15 protein-coding genes are annotated in these 14500 nt (G+C 60.3%); 9 read left to right on the top strand and 6 right to left on the bottom strand.

Translation table 11 applies throughout. From position 1 onward, the window contains the following. Nucleotides 1-16 precede the first annotated feature (16 nt). Together AC50YL_RS31580 and AC50YL_RS31575 are read left to right on the top strand one after the other, a co-directional pair. On the top strand, nt 17-1396 hold the full coding sequence (locus tag AC50YL_RS31580) for a sugar phosphate nucleotidyltransferase (RefSeq protein WP_494837307.1): 1380 nt from the start codon (nt 17-19) through the stop codon (nt 1394-1396). Nucleotides 1397-1622: 226 nt separating this feature from the next. Beyond that, entirely contained in the window at nt 1623-2075 is a 453-nt protein-coding gene (locus AC50YL_RS31575; protein ID WP_494837306.1) for a DinB family protein, read from the top strand. Nucleotides 2076-2250: 175 nt separating this feature from the next. Here AC50YL_RS31575 and AC50YL_RS31570 read toward each other — a convergent pair whose 3' ends face one another. Both AC50YL_RS31570 and AC50YL_RS31565 read right to left on the bottom strand, forming a co-directional pair. Then, nucleotides 2251-2652: a VOC family protein gene (locus tag AC50YL_RS31570; protein ID WP_494837305.1), complete on the bottom strand. Its 402-nt coding sequence runs from the start codon at nt 2650-2652 to the stop codon at nt 2251-2253. Nucleotides 2653-2791: 139 nt separating this feature from the next. Beyond that, on the bottom strand, nt 2792-3229 hold the full coding sequence (locus tag AC50YL_RS31565) for a MarR family winged helix-turn-helix transcriptional regulator (RefSeq protein WP_494837304.1): 438 nt from the start codon (nt 3227-3229) through the stop codon (nt 2792-2794). A 137-nt stretch (nt 3230-3366) separates the two neighbouring features. Here AC50YL_RS31565 and AC50YL_RS31560 point away from each other — a divergent pair, with 137 nt between their 5' ends. Continuing rightward, a complete protein-coding gene (locus tag AC50YL_RS31560; protein WP_494837302.1) occupies nt 3367-3954 on the top strand; it encodes an NAD(P)H-dependent oxidoreductase in 588 nt (195 codons plus the stop codon). Nucleotides 3955-4294: 340 nt separating this feature from the next. Continuing rightward, nucleotides 4295-5266 carry a LysM peptidoglycan-binding domain-containing protein gene (locus AC50YL_RS31555; protein WP_494837301.1) on the top strand — a complete coding sequence of 324 codons (972 nt, stop codon included), beginning with the start codon at nt 4295-4297 and terminating at the stop codon, nt 5264-5266. 181 nt (nt 5267-5447) lie between these two features. Here AC50YL_RS31555 and AC50YL_RS31550 read toward each other — a convergent pair whose 3' ends face one another. Further along, nucleotides 5448-6854: a sensor histidine kinase gene (locus AC50YL_RS31550; protein ID WP_494837300.1), complete on the bottom strand. Its 1407-nt coding sequence runs from the start codon at nt 6852-6854 to the stop codon at nt 5448-5450. Then, complete coding sequence (locus AC50YL_RS31545) at nt 6851-7573, bottom strand: response regulator transcription factor (protein WP_494837298.1); 723 nt, start codon at nt 7571-7573, stop codon at nt 6851-6853. Before AC50YL_RS31545 ends, AC50YL_RS31550 begins: the two co-directional genes overlap by 4 nt. Before the next feature lie 163 nt (nt 7574-7736). On the opposite strand from AC50YL_RS31545, the gene AC50YL_RS31540 reads away from it, so the two are divergent. Beyond that, nucleotides 7737-8483 carry a hypothetical protein gene (locus AC50YL_RS31540; RefSeq protein ID WP_494837297.1) on the top strand — a complete coding sequence of 249 codons (747 nt, stop codon included), beginning with the start codon at nt 7737-7739 and terminating at the stop codon, nt 8481-8483. A gap of 79 nt (nt 8484-8562) precedes the next feature. Here AC50YL_RS31540 and AC50YL_RS31535 read toward each other — a convergent pair whose 3' ends face one another. Both AC50YL_RS31535 and AC50YL_RS31530 read right to left on the bottom strand, forming a co-directional pair. Continuing rightward, the gene (locus tag AC50YL_RS31535) at nt 8563-9678 is read right to left on the bottom strand and encodes a hypothetical protein (protein ID WP_494837295.1); all 1116 of its coding nucleotides are present in this window, start codon (nt 9676-9678) and stop codon (nt 8563-8565) included. A gap of 184 nt (nt 9679-9862) precedes the next feature. Beyond that, nucleotides 9863-10390, bottom strand: coding sequence for a sigma-70 family RNA polymerase sigma factor (locus AC50YL_RS31530; RefSeq protein WP_494837436.1), 528 nt, complete (start codon nt 10388-10390; stop codon nt 9863-9865). A 210-nt stretch (nt 10391-10600) separates the two neighbouring features. Here AC50YL_RS31530 and AC50YL_RS31525 point away from each other — a divergent pair, with 210 nt between their 5' ends. The 4 genes from AC50YL_RS31525 to AC50YL_RS31510 all read left to right on the top strand — a co-directional run bounded on the left by AC50YL_RS31525 (nt 10601) and on the right by AC50YL_RS31510 (nt 14150). Further along, nucleotides 10601-10957 carry a DUF3243 domain-containing protein gene (locus tag AC50YL_RS31525; protein ID WP_494837293.1) on the top strand — a complete coding sequence of 119 codons (357 nt, stop codon included), beginning with the start codon at nt 10601-10603 and terminating at the stop codon, nt 10955-10957. Nucleotides 10958-11289: 332 nt separating this feature from the next. Continuing rightward, nucleotides 11290-12228: an aldo/keto reductase family protein gene (locus tag AC50YL_RS31520; RefSeq protein WP_494837292.1), complete on the top strand. Its 939-nt coding sequence runs from the start codon at nt 11290-11292 to the stop codon at nt 12226-12228. Between the two features lie 34 nt (nt 12229-12262). Next, a complete protein-coding gene (locus AC50YL_RS31515; protein WP_494837290.1) occupies nt 12263-13114 on the top strand; it encodes an NAD-dependent epimerase/dehydratase family protein in 852 nt (283 codons plus the stop codon). A 64-nt stretch (nt 13115-13178) separates the two neighbouring features. Next, the gene (locus AC50YL_RS31510; protein ID WP_494837289.1) at nt 13179-14150 is read left to right on the top strand and encodes an aldo/keto reductase; all 972 of its coding nucleotides are present in this window, start codon (nt 13179-13181) and stop codon (nt 14148-14150) included. The last annotated feature ends 350 nt before the right edge of the window (nt 14151-14500 follow it).

The raw sequence follows: 14500 nt of genomic DNA, 5'->3' as shown, positions 1-14500 counted from the left end.
GTGAGGAGGGATGTACGTGCGGATTGTTCTATTGAGCGGCGGCTCCGGCAAGAGGCTGTGGCCGTTATCCAATGAGATTCGCTCGAAGCTGTTTTTGAAGCTCCTGCCCTCGGAAGACGGCGGCAAGGAATCCATGCTGCAGCGGATCTGCAGGCAGCTGGATGAGGCGGGCTTGCTTCCGCTCGCCTCCATCGTCGCGCACGAGAGCCAAGCGGAGCTGACGCAGCATCAAGTGGGCGATCGAATCGCGTTCCTGGCGGAGCCTCATCGCAGAGGGACCTTCACGGCCGCTGCGCTGGCCGCAAGCTACTTGCATGCGAAGGGGCTGGCCGCCGCGGATGAGACGATCTGCGTGATGCCGGCCGATCTGTTCGTGGAAGCGGCATTTTTCCGCCTGCTTCGCGAATTCCCCGGCATCCTGGCCCGATCGGGCTCGGAGCTGGCCCTGCTCGGCACGACGCCCGGACATCCGTCCAGCCAATACGGCTACATCGTGCCGCAGCCGCCGGATGCGAGTGGCGGCGAGGCGAAGGATTATCGACCCGTGGCCCGCTTCGTGGAGAAGCCGGGCGAGGCGGAGGCGCTCCTCCTGATGAAGAAGCAGGCGCTGTGGAATTGCGGCGTGTTTGCGTTCCCGTTGCATGTCATGCTCGCCCATTTGCGGCGCAAGGGGCTGCCCGCCGAGTACGAAAGCCTGCTCGCCTGCTACGGCCGGCTTCCCGAAGCCAGCTTCGACGTGGAGATCGCGGAGAAAACGAGGCGATGCGTCGTCATTCCCTACGATATGGGTTGGAAGGATTTGGGCGATTGGCGCGTGCTGACGGAGTATTTGGGAAGCAGCGTCGTCGGACGCGGAGAGATATCGAGCGATTCTCTTCATACGCACGTGGTCAATGAGCTGGAGTACCCCGTTCACGTCATCGGCCTCTCGAACATTATCGTGGCCGCGAGCCCGGACGGCATATTGGTCGCCGACAAAGACGGCGCAAGCCGAATCAAGCAGCTGCTGCCGGGCGGCGGCAAGCCCGCCAGCGGGGAGAAACGATGGGGAACCTACCGCGTGTTGGACCATGCGAAGACGGGCATGGGCACCGAGGCCCTCACGAAGAAGATCGCCATGCTGCCCGGGAAAAATACAAGCTATCACCTGCACCGGAAGCGGGACGAAACCTGGACGGTGCTCTCCGGAACCGGGGAATTCATCCTCGATGCCGCGCATGCCCGGATTCAAGCGGGAGACGTGCTGAGCATCCCCGCCGGCGCCAAGCACGCCCTGAAGGCGATCACGCCGCTGGTCTATATCGACATCCAGCTGGGCGCCGAATTGCTCGAAGAGGACAGCGAACGGTTCGCCATTGCCTGGGAAGAGATTCTCCGGCTCTGCAGGACGCGCTGAAGGCGCCGAAGCCGGTCCTGCGACGTCCTGCATGGAACCCCACGCCAGTCCATCGACCGATCGGCCGTCCGCGCACGTTAAACAGCCTTAATCCGGCGAACGATCCGGACGAAGGCTGTTTTTATTTGAGCGCGAACTCTAATATGACATACTGCTGTCCAATTATGCCTGATATAGTCATGCAAGAGACCCCTGGCTGACAGGGAAACAGAATGGAGCGATTACGATGGCCGATAATTCTGCGATTCGACACTTGCGGGATTTTACCGCTTGGGCGATGACATTGAACGATCTCGATCCCGATCTATGGCTGAAACCGATCGCGGCCGGGAAATGGTCGATCGCCGAGATCATCGCGCATCTCGCGAACTGGGATCGCCATATCATCTCGTCGATCCTGCCCGCCGCGCGGCAAGGCGGGGCGATACGGTTCCCGGACGAGGACGCGTACAACCGGCAAGCGTCGGATTATGCGAAGTTCGGCATCACGCAATCGGCCCTGCTCGCGGAGACGATTAGGACGCGGGAGCAGCTGGTCGCCGAGCTGCTGGAAATGCCGGAGGAATGGTATGCGAGGAAGCTGAACTATTCGCTGGACATGCTCATTCCCGAGTTCGCGAATCACGACGATCATCATCGCGATCAGATCATCCGTTTCCTGCGGACTAACGCGAAATAACCGGACCTCCATGAAGCGATTCGCGCCGGCTATCGGTATCGGCGCGATGCCCCCGCGTGAGACGCCGGAAGTAGATTGCGCAACCGGCTTGTCCGCCGACGCGCGGACGAAGCCCCGATTCGAAAAACCGGTCTATCTCCATAAGGGAGAAGACCGGTTTTTTTCGTTTCCGCATTCAAACAAGCCGCCGGCCGATCTCCCAGTGGTGGCCGAACGGATCGGCGATGCGCCCGATGCGCCAGCCATGGCCTTCGCCGACGGGCACGAGCTCGGCCGCGCCGGCTGCGACGGCTTGCCGGAATACGGCGTCCGGGTCGCCCACGGTCAGAATCATGCGGACCGAACCTTTGTCCTCCGGCCCGGGGCTCGAATCCGGATCCTCTTGCAACCAGAAACCCGCTCCGCCGATGGCGAGCTCGGCGATCGCCGGCTTGCCGTCGTCGTCGTCCAGGCGATACAATTCTTCCGCGCCGAACGCCGCTTTGTAGAAATCCAGCGCCGCCGCCGCGTTGCGCACCGACAACCACGGGGCGATCGAGGTCATGGACGGTCGATGGCGATCATGGGCTTGATTCATGCTCGGGTTAGCCTCCTCTTCGCCGACGGCAGAACCGCCGGTTCATTCTCCACCGTTATTCTACGCCGGGCACTCCTTCACCTGCGTTCCGCGCTATTTCAAGCGCAAGCCCCCTCCGGCCGCCTCGATTCCCGGCCAGCTAAGATTTCTCCCGGAACAAGCTCGCCTGCAGGACCCCCATGGCCGCCGACAGCTGCTCCAGCTGCTCTTCCGTCGCAGTCGCGAGCCGGATCCGGAACTGCCCTTCCATATGCCCGAACGCCGCGTTCATGAACGCCTGCCCATCCGGGGACAGCCGAATGTATTGCTTGCGTTTGTCGTCCGGGGCGTCGATCTTCTCGCACAGCCCTCTGTCGGTCAGCTTCTTCAGCTCCCGGCTCGTGTTGGGCATCGAGATATGCTTGCAGTCGCTGACCTGGCTGAGCGTCACCGGCTGCGCGACCGCGATATATTCCAATATCCCGTATTGAACGGGCGTAATGTCTCCTAGGGCAAAGTCCTTCGTCATCTCGTAGGTCACTTGATGCACCGACGTGATGAACGCGACCGCCTGGTCAAACAACGCTTTCCGATCCATGCCAAACTCACCTCTTATTCGTAACGATAACAAATCGTTTATCAAAAAACAATTATCATTTAATAATTATCAATTGACAACTATAGAAGACGATGTTATTGTTTAATTATCAAATGATAACTAATGAGGTGGAGAAAATGAAACTGCTCGTCATCTATACCCATCCTTCCCACGAAAGCCTGAGCTATGCGTTTTTGCAGCAGGTCGTCCAAGGCAGCGGGGAAAACGCGGCCGTCGAGGACGTGAAGGTGCTCGATCTGTACGAGGCCGGATTCGATCCCGTGCTCGTCTTCAACGGGGAGAAGCGCAGACGCGACATGCACGCCGATCCGGAGCTCGCGGTCTACCGGGAACAACTGCTGTGGGCCGACAAGATCGTCTTCGTCTATCCCATCTGGTGGGGACGCCCGCCGGCGATGCTCCTCGGCTACGTCGACCAGCTGTTCGCTTCCGGCTTCGCGTACCGGGACAAAGGCGGCCTCCTGCCGGAGGGGCTGCTGAAGAACAAATCCGTCGTCTGCGTCTCGACGATGAAGGGTCCGGCGCTCTATCCGCTGTTCTGGCTGCACGACGCGCACAAGGTGCTGATGCGCAAAGCCTTGTTTCGTTTCGTCGGCATCAAGAAGGTGAAGTTCTTCGAATTCGGCCGGATGGAAGTCAAGGGCGGCGCGCAAGCCAAGAAGCTGGCCAAGGTGTACCGCTACTTCAAGACGGTTACGGCTTGAGGCCGTCGTACCCACGGTATGCCGCGGCGTCCGCGATTGAACGGCAGGCCAACCGTTCGACCCATGGCGACGGATTTCGCTTATCGACGTTCTTGGGGCCGCATTCATGGATGTATCCTTCGACGCATCGGTCAAGCCGGCACTTAAGTGCCGGTTTTTTGCCGTTGCGCCTCCCCGTCGACGGCGACCGCGCCAGGCTTAATAGGGCCAACGGCCTGATTTTCCGGGTCTAATATTGTCGGCCGGGAAATTATAGTAAAATAGAAGCTGCGCCCAGTAGAATCGAAGGCGAATCCGAGCAGTCGAATCCTAAGAGATCATGCGCGAAGGGGAGGCTATCATGCAGAACGACAAACCGACAGAAACCAGCCGCCGGTCCAGAACCGTGCGCGCGAAAGAGAAGAAAGCCGGGTCCAGCGGCGTGCTGCTGGCGACGGGGGCTTTCCTCATCGTGCTTTGCGTCGTCTTATTCAGCATTTATTCTTCGCATAAAAATTCCGGGGACAAGCAGCTTGAGGCTGCCCGGCCGCCGGCCGGCAATGAAACGGCGGACGCCGGCGACGGCGCGCCGCAAGACCAAACGAATGCGGGCGGTTCGAACGCGGCCGGCGCGAATGATCCGGATACCCCGGTATCGTCGGGGAACGCCGACGGCGGCTCAGCGAACGATCCGTCCGATGCACCGGACGCGCCAGCCGGCGATGCGGCGTCAGGCGGAGACGGCGCTTCCGGCGGCGATGCGGCGGCCGGAGACGGCGTCAGCGGCAGCGCAGGCAGCGGCGCCGGATCGGAAGCTCCCGCCGAGCCCGGCAGCGGCGAGCCGGCGAAGACGGACCCGGGCAAGGGCGAAGCGTCCCCGCCGAAGCAAACGGATACCGGAATCAAAGCGCCGGCATCGTCCGGGCATTCGGACGCCAAGCTTCCGACGACGTACGTCGTCCGGAAGGGAGACACCCTGTCGACGATTTCCATGAAATTTTATCATTCCAAGCAGTACGTCTCCTTCCTCGCCGACCGCAACAAGATCGTGTTCGTCAACGATATGAAGGTCGGCGACACCATCAAGATTCCGGCTCTGACCGCAGGCGCCGGATCGGGTTCGGGCAAACCGGATACCGCGGACTATTCCGAGGTCAAGCTGCCGGCGACCTACCTCGTTCGCCCCGGCGACACGCTGTACCGGATCTCCGTGCAGTTCTATCAATCGGGCGATTACGTCGGCTTCCTGGCCAAGCACAACAACCTGGACGAGAAGGCGGGCTTGAAGGCCGGCGTCTCGCTCGACATTCCGGTCAAGCCGTCCGGAAAATAACCGGACAAACCGGGCGCATCCCGCCCGCTTGCCCGATGCAAGCTGCCTGATCGCATACGAAAGGCCGGAACGCCCCCGCGGGCATTCCGGCCTTTTTCGTCTTTCTTTCCTTGCTGCGCGACGATCGGCGACAGCCCCTTGCCGCCGCGTGCGCGAGTCCCCGCTTCCGCCTGCGCTCCGATCACGCTCCGCCCGGATGCGCTTGCGGGAAATTCAGCGAGATCACCGCCCCGCCGGCGGCGCGGTTGCCGGCCGCGATCCGGCCGCCGCAGCGTTCGACGATCGCGCGCGAGATCGCAAGCCCGAGCCCCGTCTCGCCGTCCTTGCCTTTCACGAACCGGTGGAACAGATGCGGCAGCAGGCTCTCCGGGAAGCCCTTGCCGTCGTCGGCGACCGCAAGCGATACTTGGCCCCCTCCGATGCCGACTTCGATGACGATGGCGCGATTCGCGTAGCGCGCCGCGTTCGACACGATGTTCAGCAGCGCCTGCAGCAGCTTGTCGCGGTCGGCGCTGACCGTCAGCCGCTGCTCCTGCACCCCTTCCTGGTACGCCGTGCGAAGCTCCAACCCCTTGGCGGCGAGCAGCGGATTGATGCGCTCGATCGTCTCCGTCACGATCTCCCGGACGCTCACGGAGGACGTTTGGAAGATATCCTCCTCGCTGTCGAGCTTCGCCAGCAGGGTCATCTCCGTCACGATCTTCGTGAGCCTGCCGCTCTCGCTCAGGATGATGTCGAGCCCCTTGCGCGAGCCCTCGCCCTCGAACACGCCGTCGCGGATGCCCTCCGCGTAACCGGCGATCGACATGAGCGGCGTCTTCAGCTCGTGGGAGGCGTTCTGGAAAAATTGCTTCTGCGCGCGGTTGTGGCGCTCCAGCTCGCCGGCCAGCTCGTACACCGTCCGCGCCACCGCTCCGATCTCCCCGCCGGCCTTCACGAGTCCGACCTCGCCGAACTGCCGCTCCCGGACTTTCTTGAGCTCTTCCCGCAGCTTCATCAACGGGCGGATAAGCTTCCGCGTGATCAGCAGGCTGAGCAGCAGCGCGAGCGCGCCGCCGATGCCGAGCACGATCAGCAGCCGGCCGAGCAGGTCCTGCTCGACCGCCCGGACTTTGCTGAGCGGCGTCATCAAGGTCAGCGTGCCCTGCGGGACCGCGCTCACGTTGACGAGATAATTGTCGGCTTTGGCCGCTTTCGTGATCGTGTTCACGTTCGCGGCGGTCTGCGTGGTCTGCGATATCCAGTGGCCCTGAACGGCGCTTCCGGCAAGCGGAACGGCATGATTGTTCTGCAGCACCTTGCCCTTCGAGTCCGCCAGGTAGACTTCGACCCCCTGAGGAGCGGCGAGCGCCACGTTCATGGACGCAAGCGGTGTTGCGGTGACGGCGATACTGCCCGGAACCGCCGCGAATGGGCCGGCTTGACCGGCCAGCGTCGACGCCATCGTGGTGCCGATCGACCGCAGCTCCTGCTTCTGCGTCGAGATGAAATGGTCCATTAACACGAAATGAATCGACACCGCCGTGACGCCCAATACGACGATAAGCAGCAGGCCGAAGGCCAGGTTGATTTGATGCAGCAGCTTCATGCTTCTTCCCCTCCACCGGATCGTAGTCGGTACCCATGTCCCCAGACCGCCTCGATCGGCAGCTGGTCGGCTTTCTTGCGCAATCGCTTAATGAGGTGATCCACCGCGCGGTCGCTGCCGAAATAATCGTCGCCCCATACCAGCACGAGCAGCTCTTCCCTCGTAAACGCGCGATTCGGATGTTCTGCGAATACCCGCAGCAAATCGAATTCCTTGAACGTCAAATCCAGCTCGTCTTTGCCGAGGAACGCGCGCCGTTCGTCCGGCAGCATGCGCAGCGATCCGACGTCCACGCCGTGCTGCGCGGCCGATGCCGCCTGTGCCGACGCCGGGTCGTCGGCCGGCCGCAGCTTGTACCACCGCTGCAGCTGGCGCTTCACGCGGGCGACGAGCTCGCGCGGGCTGAACGGCTTGACGAGATAATCGTCGCCGCCGAGCTCGAGCCCGAGAATTTTGTCGACTTCGTTGTCTTTGGCGGAAATCATGATGATGGGCACGTCCGCTTCGCTGCGGATGCGCCGGCACAGCTCGTACCCGTCCATGCCGGGCAGCATGATGTCCAGCACCCACAGATCCGGCGGATCGTTGCGCCACAGCTCCCAGGCTTCCTCCGCGGAGCCCAGTCCGATCGTCTGGAATCGTTCTTTATGCAAATACGCCTCCACGAGGCCTCTTATATTGGAATCGTCGTCCACGACGGCGATCATGTACTCGTTCAAAGGTGGCACCTCCCGCTTTCGCGCATCTCCCTCCCATTATACCAACTCGAACTCGGCGCATAGGGCCGTGCCATCGTTTTTCCACAATTTCACCAATGGCCTGCCACACTTGCCCGGTAGTATGGGAACTGCAAGAACAAATAACCCCTTAGGAGTGTGTATCATGCAAAACAAACGTACCGTCACCAAAATCGCCGCCGTCGCCCTCATGTTGTCCGCCTTCGCGAGCCCGCTGGCCGCGAATGCCGCAACCGCCCCGCTGTCGAACATTTATACGGCCGCGCTGACGGAAGCAGGCGAAGGCTGGTCCCTTCCGGACGCGGGCAACGTCGTCGCCGGCAAAGCCGTCGCGCTCGTCGATCCCCTGGCGCTTGCGAAGCAATACGCGCCGGATACGGTCTCGGAGTGGGAGAAGACGCTCGCGGCATTCGACAAGCTCGTCAAGAACGTAACGCTCACGGTGACCTCCGCTCCGCTTCCCGAGAACGTTAAGATTGCCGGACAAGCCGTAACCGTAACGGGGACGGCGGTAAGCGGAACCGAGTTGACGCAAGCCAACCGGACGACGTCGAAGCCGCTCGCCATCTCGGTCTCCAAGATCGGCGACGGCAAGCTGCAAAAGGTGCGCGACCTTACGCCGGAAGACCTTAAGGCAATCAAGGCGAAGCCCGCCCAAGCGGTTACGGTTACAAGCGGCGACATCACGATCGGCGGCGATCTCAAGGATGCCGACGGCAAGCCCGCAACGATCGCGATTCAAGCGACTCCGATCGACAGCCCGCTCCTCGAAGGCCAATTCGAGCTGAGCAAAGCGGCCGACTCCAAAGACGCCGAGGCGATCAAACAAGCGCTGTCCAAGCTCCTCGGGCTGTACAAGGCCGAGATCGAGCAGCTGCAGCAAGCGGAATAGGCACCTCGATATACAGGTTAAAAAAGTTAGCGTAACTCAAAAAGGCGGATGCGCAAGTGCGCATCCGCCTTTTTTGCCATTAAGGGCTTTTCGTTCCCATTGTGCCGTTCTTAAGCTCTTCCGCCGATACGTGAAATGTCCACGGTCCTCGAATAACGACGGAAGGTTCCGTCATCTTAAGCTTCAACTGCTTGCTGCCAAGCTCCGGCGTGTACACGAAAAATTCAATCGCTCCCGTTTGCTCGTTTAGTTTCGTCATGGGGCTGCCATCTATACGAAACTCGTACAGCGAGGTCGTCGCCCGCGCATCATAATGCAAATCCACGTATATTCGAAGCGCTGCCGAATTGTCCGAGTCCCGTTCAATCTTGGTAATCGTCACGGGAAACCCGGCGAGGTCGAATTGCCTTTCAAGATGTGCGTTCGGTACCGCCGGGATCCGAATTGTCTCTTCGTCGTTGTAGGTAACACTGACTTCCGGCAGCGTCAAAGAGTAGTTCTTCGCTCGCTCCGACAACGGAAAATAGAATTCGTCTGCCGGGCTGCTTAACCCTGGAATCATTTCGATCGGTGCTTGCTGTCCTTGGTCGTCGACTACCCTAAGTTTTAGATCATCGGCATGCATGTAGACGCCGAACAAGCCATAATCGCGCATCCGGAAGGATTTCCGCGGCGGCGTAACCAGCGTAACTCTTGCCTTGTCCCCTTGCCTGTCGACAATCGCGGTAATCGGCAGTCCGTTGACCGTTGCAGTCTCTCCCAGATCGGCATAGCTGGCGTAGGAAGAAGCCCTCTCCAGACGTACAGGCAGTTCTATGATGGGATCCGACGGAATGCGCAGTTCGATATTCCCTTTCAAGTCCAGCTTGCCCTTATGCCAGAACGACGCGGTCCAATCGGAAGAACCCCATATGGACATGGACCGATCTACCCGGAAAGACTCGCCTTGCTCGTTAATCAAAATCACACTTCCGAGTCTGGGCGCATTCTTCCCGACCACCGTGATGTAAGTCATCTCTTCATCCGATTGGAATCCCGTGACCAGGATGGACCCCTCCCCGATCTTCAGCGATACCGGCTGTTTCAAGATATATCTCTCCGGAGGCACATTCGCGCCGTTGTCCTCAATGACTCCGATACCCGGCACGAATTGAAGCGCCCGCTGAATCGATGCCCATACTCTCGAATGATTCATGAGCAGCGCAGCCAATATAATGCTACCCGCCGCTGCAACGACGATCACCCTGCGCCTTATTCGCCCCTGTTTTCGCCGTAAGACTTCATGTCGCTCCCGGGCAGCTTGCCGCACGCCGAGCCGGCTTCGTTCGTGGAGCTCCGGGGGAATCGGAACCGCATGCAGTCGTTCTCTTACCTTATTATCACGCATATTCGTCCTCCTCCGCTCGCTGCCTCAATTTCCGTAAAGCCCGGTACAAGAGCGTCTTGCCCGTTCCAAGCGGAACGTCCATAATTTCCGCGGCTTCGCGAATCGTGAAATCATAGTAAAACCGCAGAAGAATGACATGCTTCTCGTCCGCGTTCAGACATTCGATCCACGCCTTAAGGGAAAGCGCCAGCGGAATGTCGCCATCGTAACCGACCGTCAGGGCGTCGTAGTTCTCAGGCTTCCAAGCTGCCTCCTGCTTGCGTTTGCGAAGCATATCGACAGAACAGCTCATGGCTATTTTTATCAACCACGTTTTAAAATGCTGGGGCTTCTTCAAAGCCGCAATCGATTTGAACGACTTGTAGGCCGTCTCCTGCACGACGTCGAGCGCGTCCTCCGGATTGCCCAGATACATATACGCCATACGGTATAAATCAGCTTCGTAATGCTGAAACAGCTCCAAAAACGCCGTTTCGTCGCCCTTCCGAGCCCGCTTCACCCGATCAATGATCATCATCACCCGCTTCAACGTTTGCGTCCGCTTCTATTCATTAGACGTTCGCGCTTCTCTTTTAGCTCTGCATTCGGCCAAGATTTTCGTTCACCCTGAAAAGCCGGCAACCCTTTCGCGGCGGTGTCCCGTGCCGCCGCGGCGGATTCGTCCCCGAACGCCCCGGGTAACAAGGAGAGTAGCTGCCTGCATGGCCATTCAAACAAGGAGGTATGCGCAATGAACGGAAACGATCAAATCTTCGGCTTGGACCGGGAGGTCCGGACGGAAAAGGTCGCCATGGCCGTAATGGCGATGAGCGGCGGCACGGAAGAGCCGATCCCGCAAGACTTCCACGCCTTCCGAGCCTATCTGGCCAAACGCGTCGAGATGGCCAGGGACCTGGGCTTCGGCGATGAACAGCTTGCCGGGATCGCCCAAAAGGTGGCCGGGTATCTGGCCGAGCATGAAGAACCTCGCAACCGCGAGGAATATCTGTTGCGGGAGCTGTGGAAGGCCGGCACGGAAGGCGAGCGGCATATGCTGGCGCAGCTGCTGGTCAAGCTGGCCCGGTCGATGCCGGACGCCGCAGGCTGATCGGTTGGATCGCGTTTAAGTCGATGCCGGGCCTCGACCGATGCCGACAGCAGAGAGGCCGGGAGTCCCTTTTGCGGGGATTCCCGGCCTTTGCCTTATCCGCCGCGCGCCGATTCTCAGCGCTTGACGGCTGTAGACGGCCGGGCGTTCGATCCACCGCCGCGACCACGAAGCACCTGCGCGGCGCTATTTTCGCGTCATCAAAGTATAGTAGATATACCGCGTATCATTAATTGAACATATATTCACTACTTTCGGTTCCCTAGGGGGAACTCTATACTTAGAGTGGGCTTTCACAAAGCTTACAATCGGATGAAATGAGGCTTGAAACCATGAACTATCGGAGATTGGGCGGCAGCGGTCTGAAGGTAAGCGAGATCAGCCTTGGGAGCTGGCTTACATACGGCGGCTACGTGGAGAAGGAAAACGCGGTGAAATCGATCGAGACCGCGTACGATCTGGGCATCAACTTTTTCGATACGGCCAACGTGTACGAGCGCGGCGAAGCGGAAATCGTCGTCGGCGAAACGCTGCGGGCCTATCCCCGCGAATCCTACGTGCTGGCCACGAAGGTGTTCGGTCAAATGGGCGACGGCCCGAACGACCGCGGCCTCTCGCGCAAGCATATCACGGAACAGGCGAACGCCAGCCTGAAACGGCTCGGCCTGGATTACGTGGATATCCTCTACTGCCACCGTTTCGATACGGAGACGCCGGTGCAGGAGACGCTGCGGGCCATCGACGACCTGATTCGCCAAGGCAAGGTGCTCTATGCCGGCATCAGCGAATGGACGGCGGCGAACATCGCCGAAGGCTTGGCCGCGGCGGACCGTTACCTGCTGGACCGCATCGTCGTCAACCAACCGATTTATAATATGTTCAACCGCTACATCGAGAAGGACATCATTCCGATCAGCGAGCAGAACGGCATCGGACAAGTCGTCTTCTCGCCGCTTGCGCAAGGCCTGCTGACGGGCAAATACAGCTCGGCTAACGACATCCCGGCAGGCAGTCGCGCGGCGAAGATCGACCGGATGAAGAGCAACATCACGGAGGAGAAGATCGCCAAAGTGAAGCAATTGACCGCGATCGCCTCCGAGCTCGATATCACGATCGGCCAGCTGGCGCTCGCTTGGATCCTGCGCCAGCCGAACGTCTCGAGCGCGCTCATCGGCGCGAGCCGTCCGGAGCAGGTCACGGAGAACGCCGGGGCCTCGGGCCTCGCGCTGTCCGCGGACGTAATATCGAAGATCGAGGGCATTCTAGCATAAGGAAGCAAACGCAGCATCAAAGGAGGACAAGCAAGTGGCAAAAGTCGTCGTAACCGGCGGAAGCGGCATGCTCGGCCGCTGGGTCGTCAAGCATTTCGTCGAGCAGCAATACGAAGTGGTGAACGTGGATACCGTGCGTCCGCAAGAATGGCTCTGTCCGACGATCGTGGCGGATCTGACCAACCTCGGCGAGGTCTATCAAGCGCTGGCCGGCGCGGACGCCGTCGTCCATCTGGCGGCGATTCCGGCCGCGCACATCCGTACCAGCGAAGTCACGTTCGAGAACAACGTCATGTCGACCTACAACATCCTCGAAGCGGCCGCGGGCCTCGGCATCCGCAAGGCGGTCATCGCCTCCAGCGAATCGTCCTACGGCATCGTGTTCGCGGTCAACCGCTTCGGTCCGTCCTACGTGCCGGTCGACGAGGACCATCCGCAGCTGCCGCAGGACAGCTACGGCCTGTCCAAGGTCGTGAACGAACAGACGGCGGACATGTTCCACCGCCGCACCGGCATGCAGGTCGTCTCGCTGCGGATCGGCAACGTCATTCCGCCGGAGCGGTACGAGCAGTTCCCGTCCTTCATCCATAACTCGGCCGAACGCGACCGGATCCTATGGAGCTACGTCGACACGCGGGACATCGCGGAAGCCTGCCAATTGGCGATCGAGAAGGACGGGCTCGGCTCGGTCGCGATCAATCTCGCGGCGGACGATACGAGCATGGCGATTCCGAGCCGGCAGCTGCTGGCCGAGCAATTCCCGGAAGTCGCCGAATTCCGAGAGCCGTTGAACGGCTTCGAATCGCTGCTCAGCAACAAGAAAGCCAAGCAGCTGCTCGGCTGGCAGCCGAAGCACGCTTGGCGGAATTACGCAACCGAAGCTTAAGCGCGCAGCCAAGCCTGCAGCGCAACCACCACACCAGACCTACCATACCGAGGAGGAACGAACCTTGAACTATAGAACGCTGGGCAGAACGGGCCTTAACATTTCGGAGATCGGCTACGGCGCATGGGGCATCGGCAAATCCGGCTGGATCGGCGCATCCGACGACGAGTCGCTCAAGGCGCTGAACAGAGCGGTCGAGCTCGGTCTTAATTTCATCGACACGGCATTGGGATACGGCGCCGGACACAGCGAACGCCTGGTCGGCCAAGTCGTCAAGGCGCAATCGCAGCCGATCTACGTCGCCACCAAGATCCCGCCGAAGAACGGCAAATGGCCGGCTCCGTCCGGTATCTCGCCGGATGACGCGTTTCCCGCGGACCACGTCATCTCCAGCACGGAGACAAGCCTGCGCAACCTGGGCGTGGAGACGATCGACGTGCAGCAGTTCCACGTCTGGTCCGACGAATGGGTCGGCCGCGGCGATTGGGCGGAAGGCGTGCAAAAGCTGAAGGAGCAAGGCAAGATCCGCTATTTCGGCGTATCGATCAACGACCACCAAGCAAGCAACGCCATTCAATTGATCGAAACCGGCCTCGTCGACACCGTTCAGGTGATCTACAATATATTCGACCAAAGCCCGGAAGACGGGCTGCTGCGAGCGTGCGAGAAGCATAACGTGGGCGTCATCGTCCGCGTCGCGCTCGACGAAGGCGGCCTGACGGGCCGGATCACGCCGGACACCACGTTCGACGCGAGCGATTTCCGCGGCAACTACTTCCGGGGCGACCGCAAGCAAGAGGTGTACGACCGCGTGCAACGCATCGCCGCCGATCTTGGCATCTCCGTCGACGAAATGGCGGAAACCGCGCTCCGCTACGTGCTGAGCAGCCCGGCCGTCTCGACGGTCATCCCGGGCATGCGCACCGTCGGCAACGTCGAGCGCAACATGAAGGTCGGCGACGGACAAGGATTGTCCCCGGAGAAGCTGGCCAAGCTCAAGGCGCATCGCTGGGACCGCAATTTCTACCAAGGCTGAGGAACGGAACGCGGCCGCTTCGGCGCGCGCGCATGGAAGTGCTTTAAGAGGAGCGCGCCCAAGAATTCTGGCCCCTTGACCTGGTGAGAGGTATCGTTTAAAATGCTGCGTTTCTGCAGGATTTTACGACGACTTCCCTTTTTGAAACAAACATGGCTGCAATGCTGCAGGAATTTCGCGAGCTAAGCTCCCGATGCCCCTGCGGAGGTGCGTATTGCTGTAGATGTACAGCAATTCTGCTCCTTCGGGTCTCCTTGCTTAGCAAATGATGCACTTTTGCAGGAATCCGTCCATGAAGGAATAAAAGGAGCTGCCCCCGGTCATTCCCGTGACCTTCGGGGCAGCTCCTT

It is taken from the genome of Paenibacillus sp. J22P277, assembly GCF_059383675.1.
The sequence above is the reverse complement of the archived record's forward strand: the minus strand, read 5'-3'. Positions and strand labels throughout refer to the sequence as shown.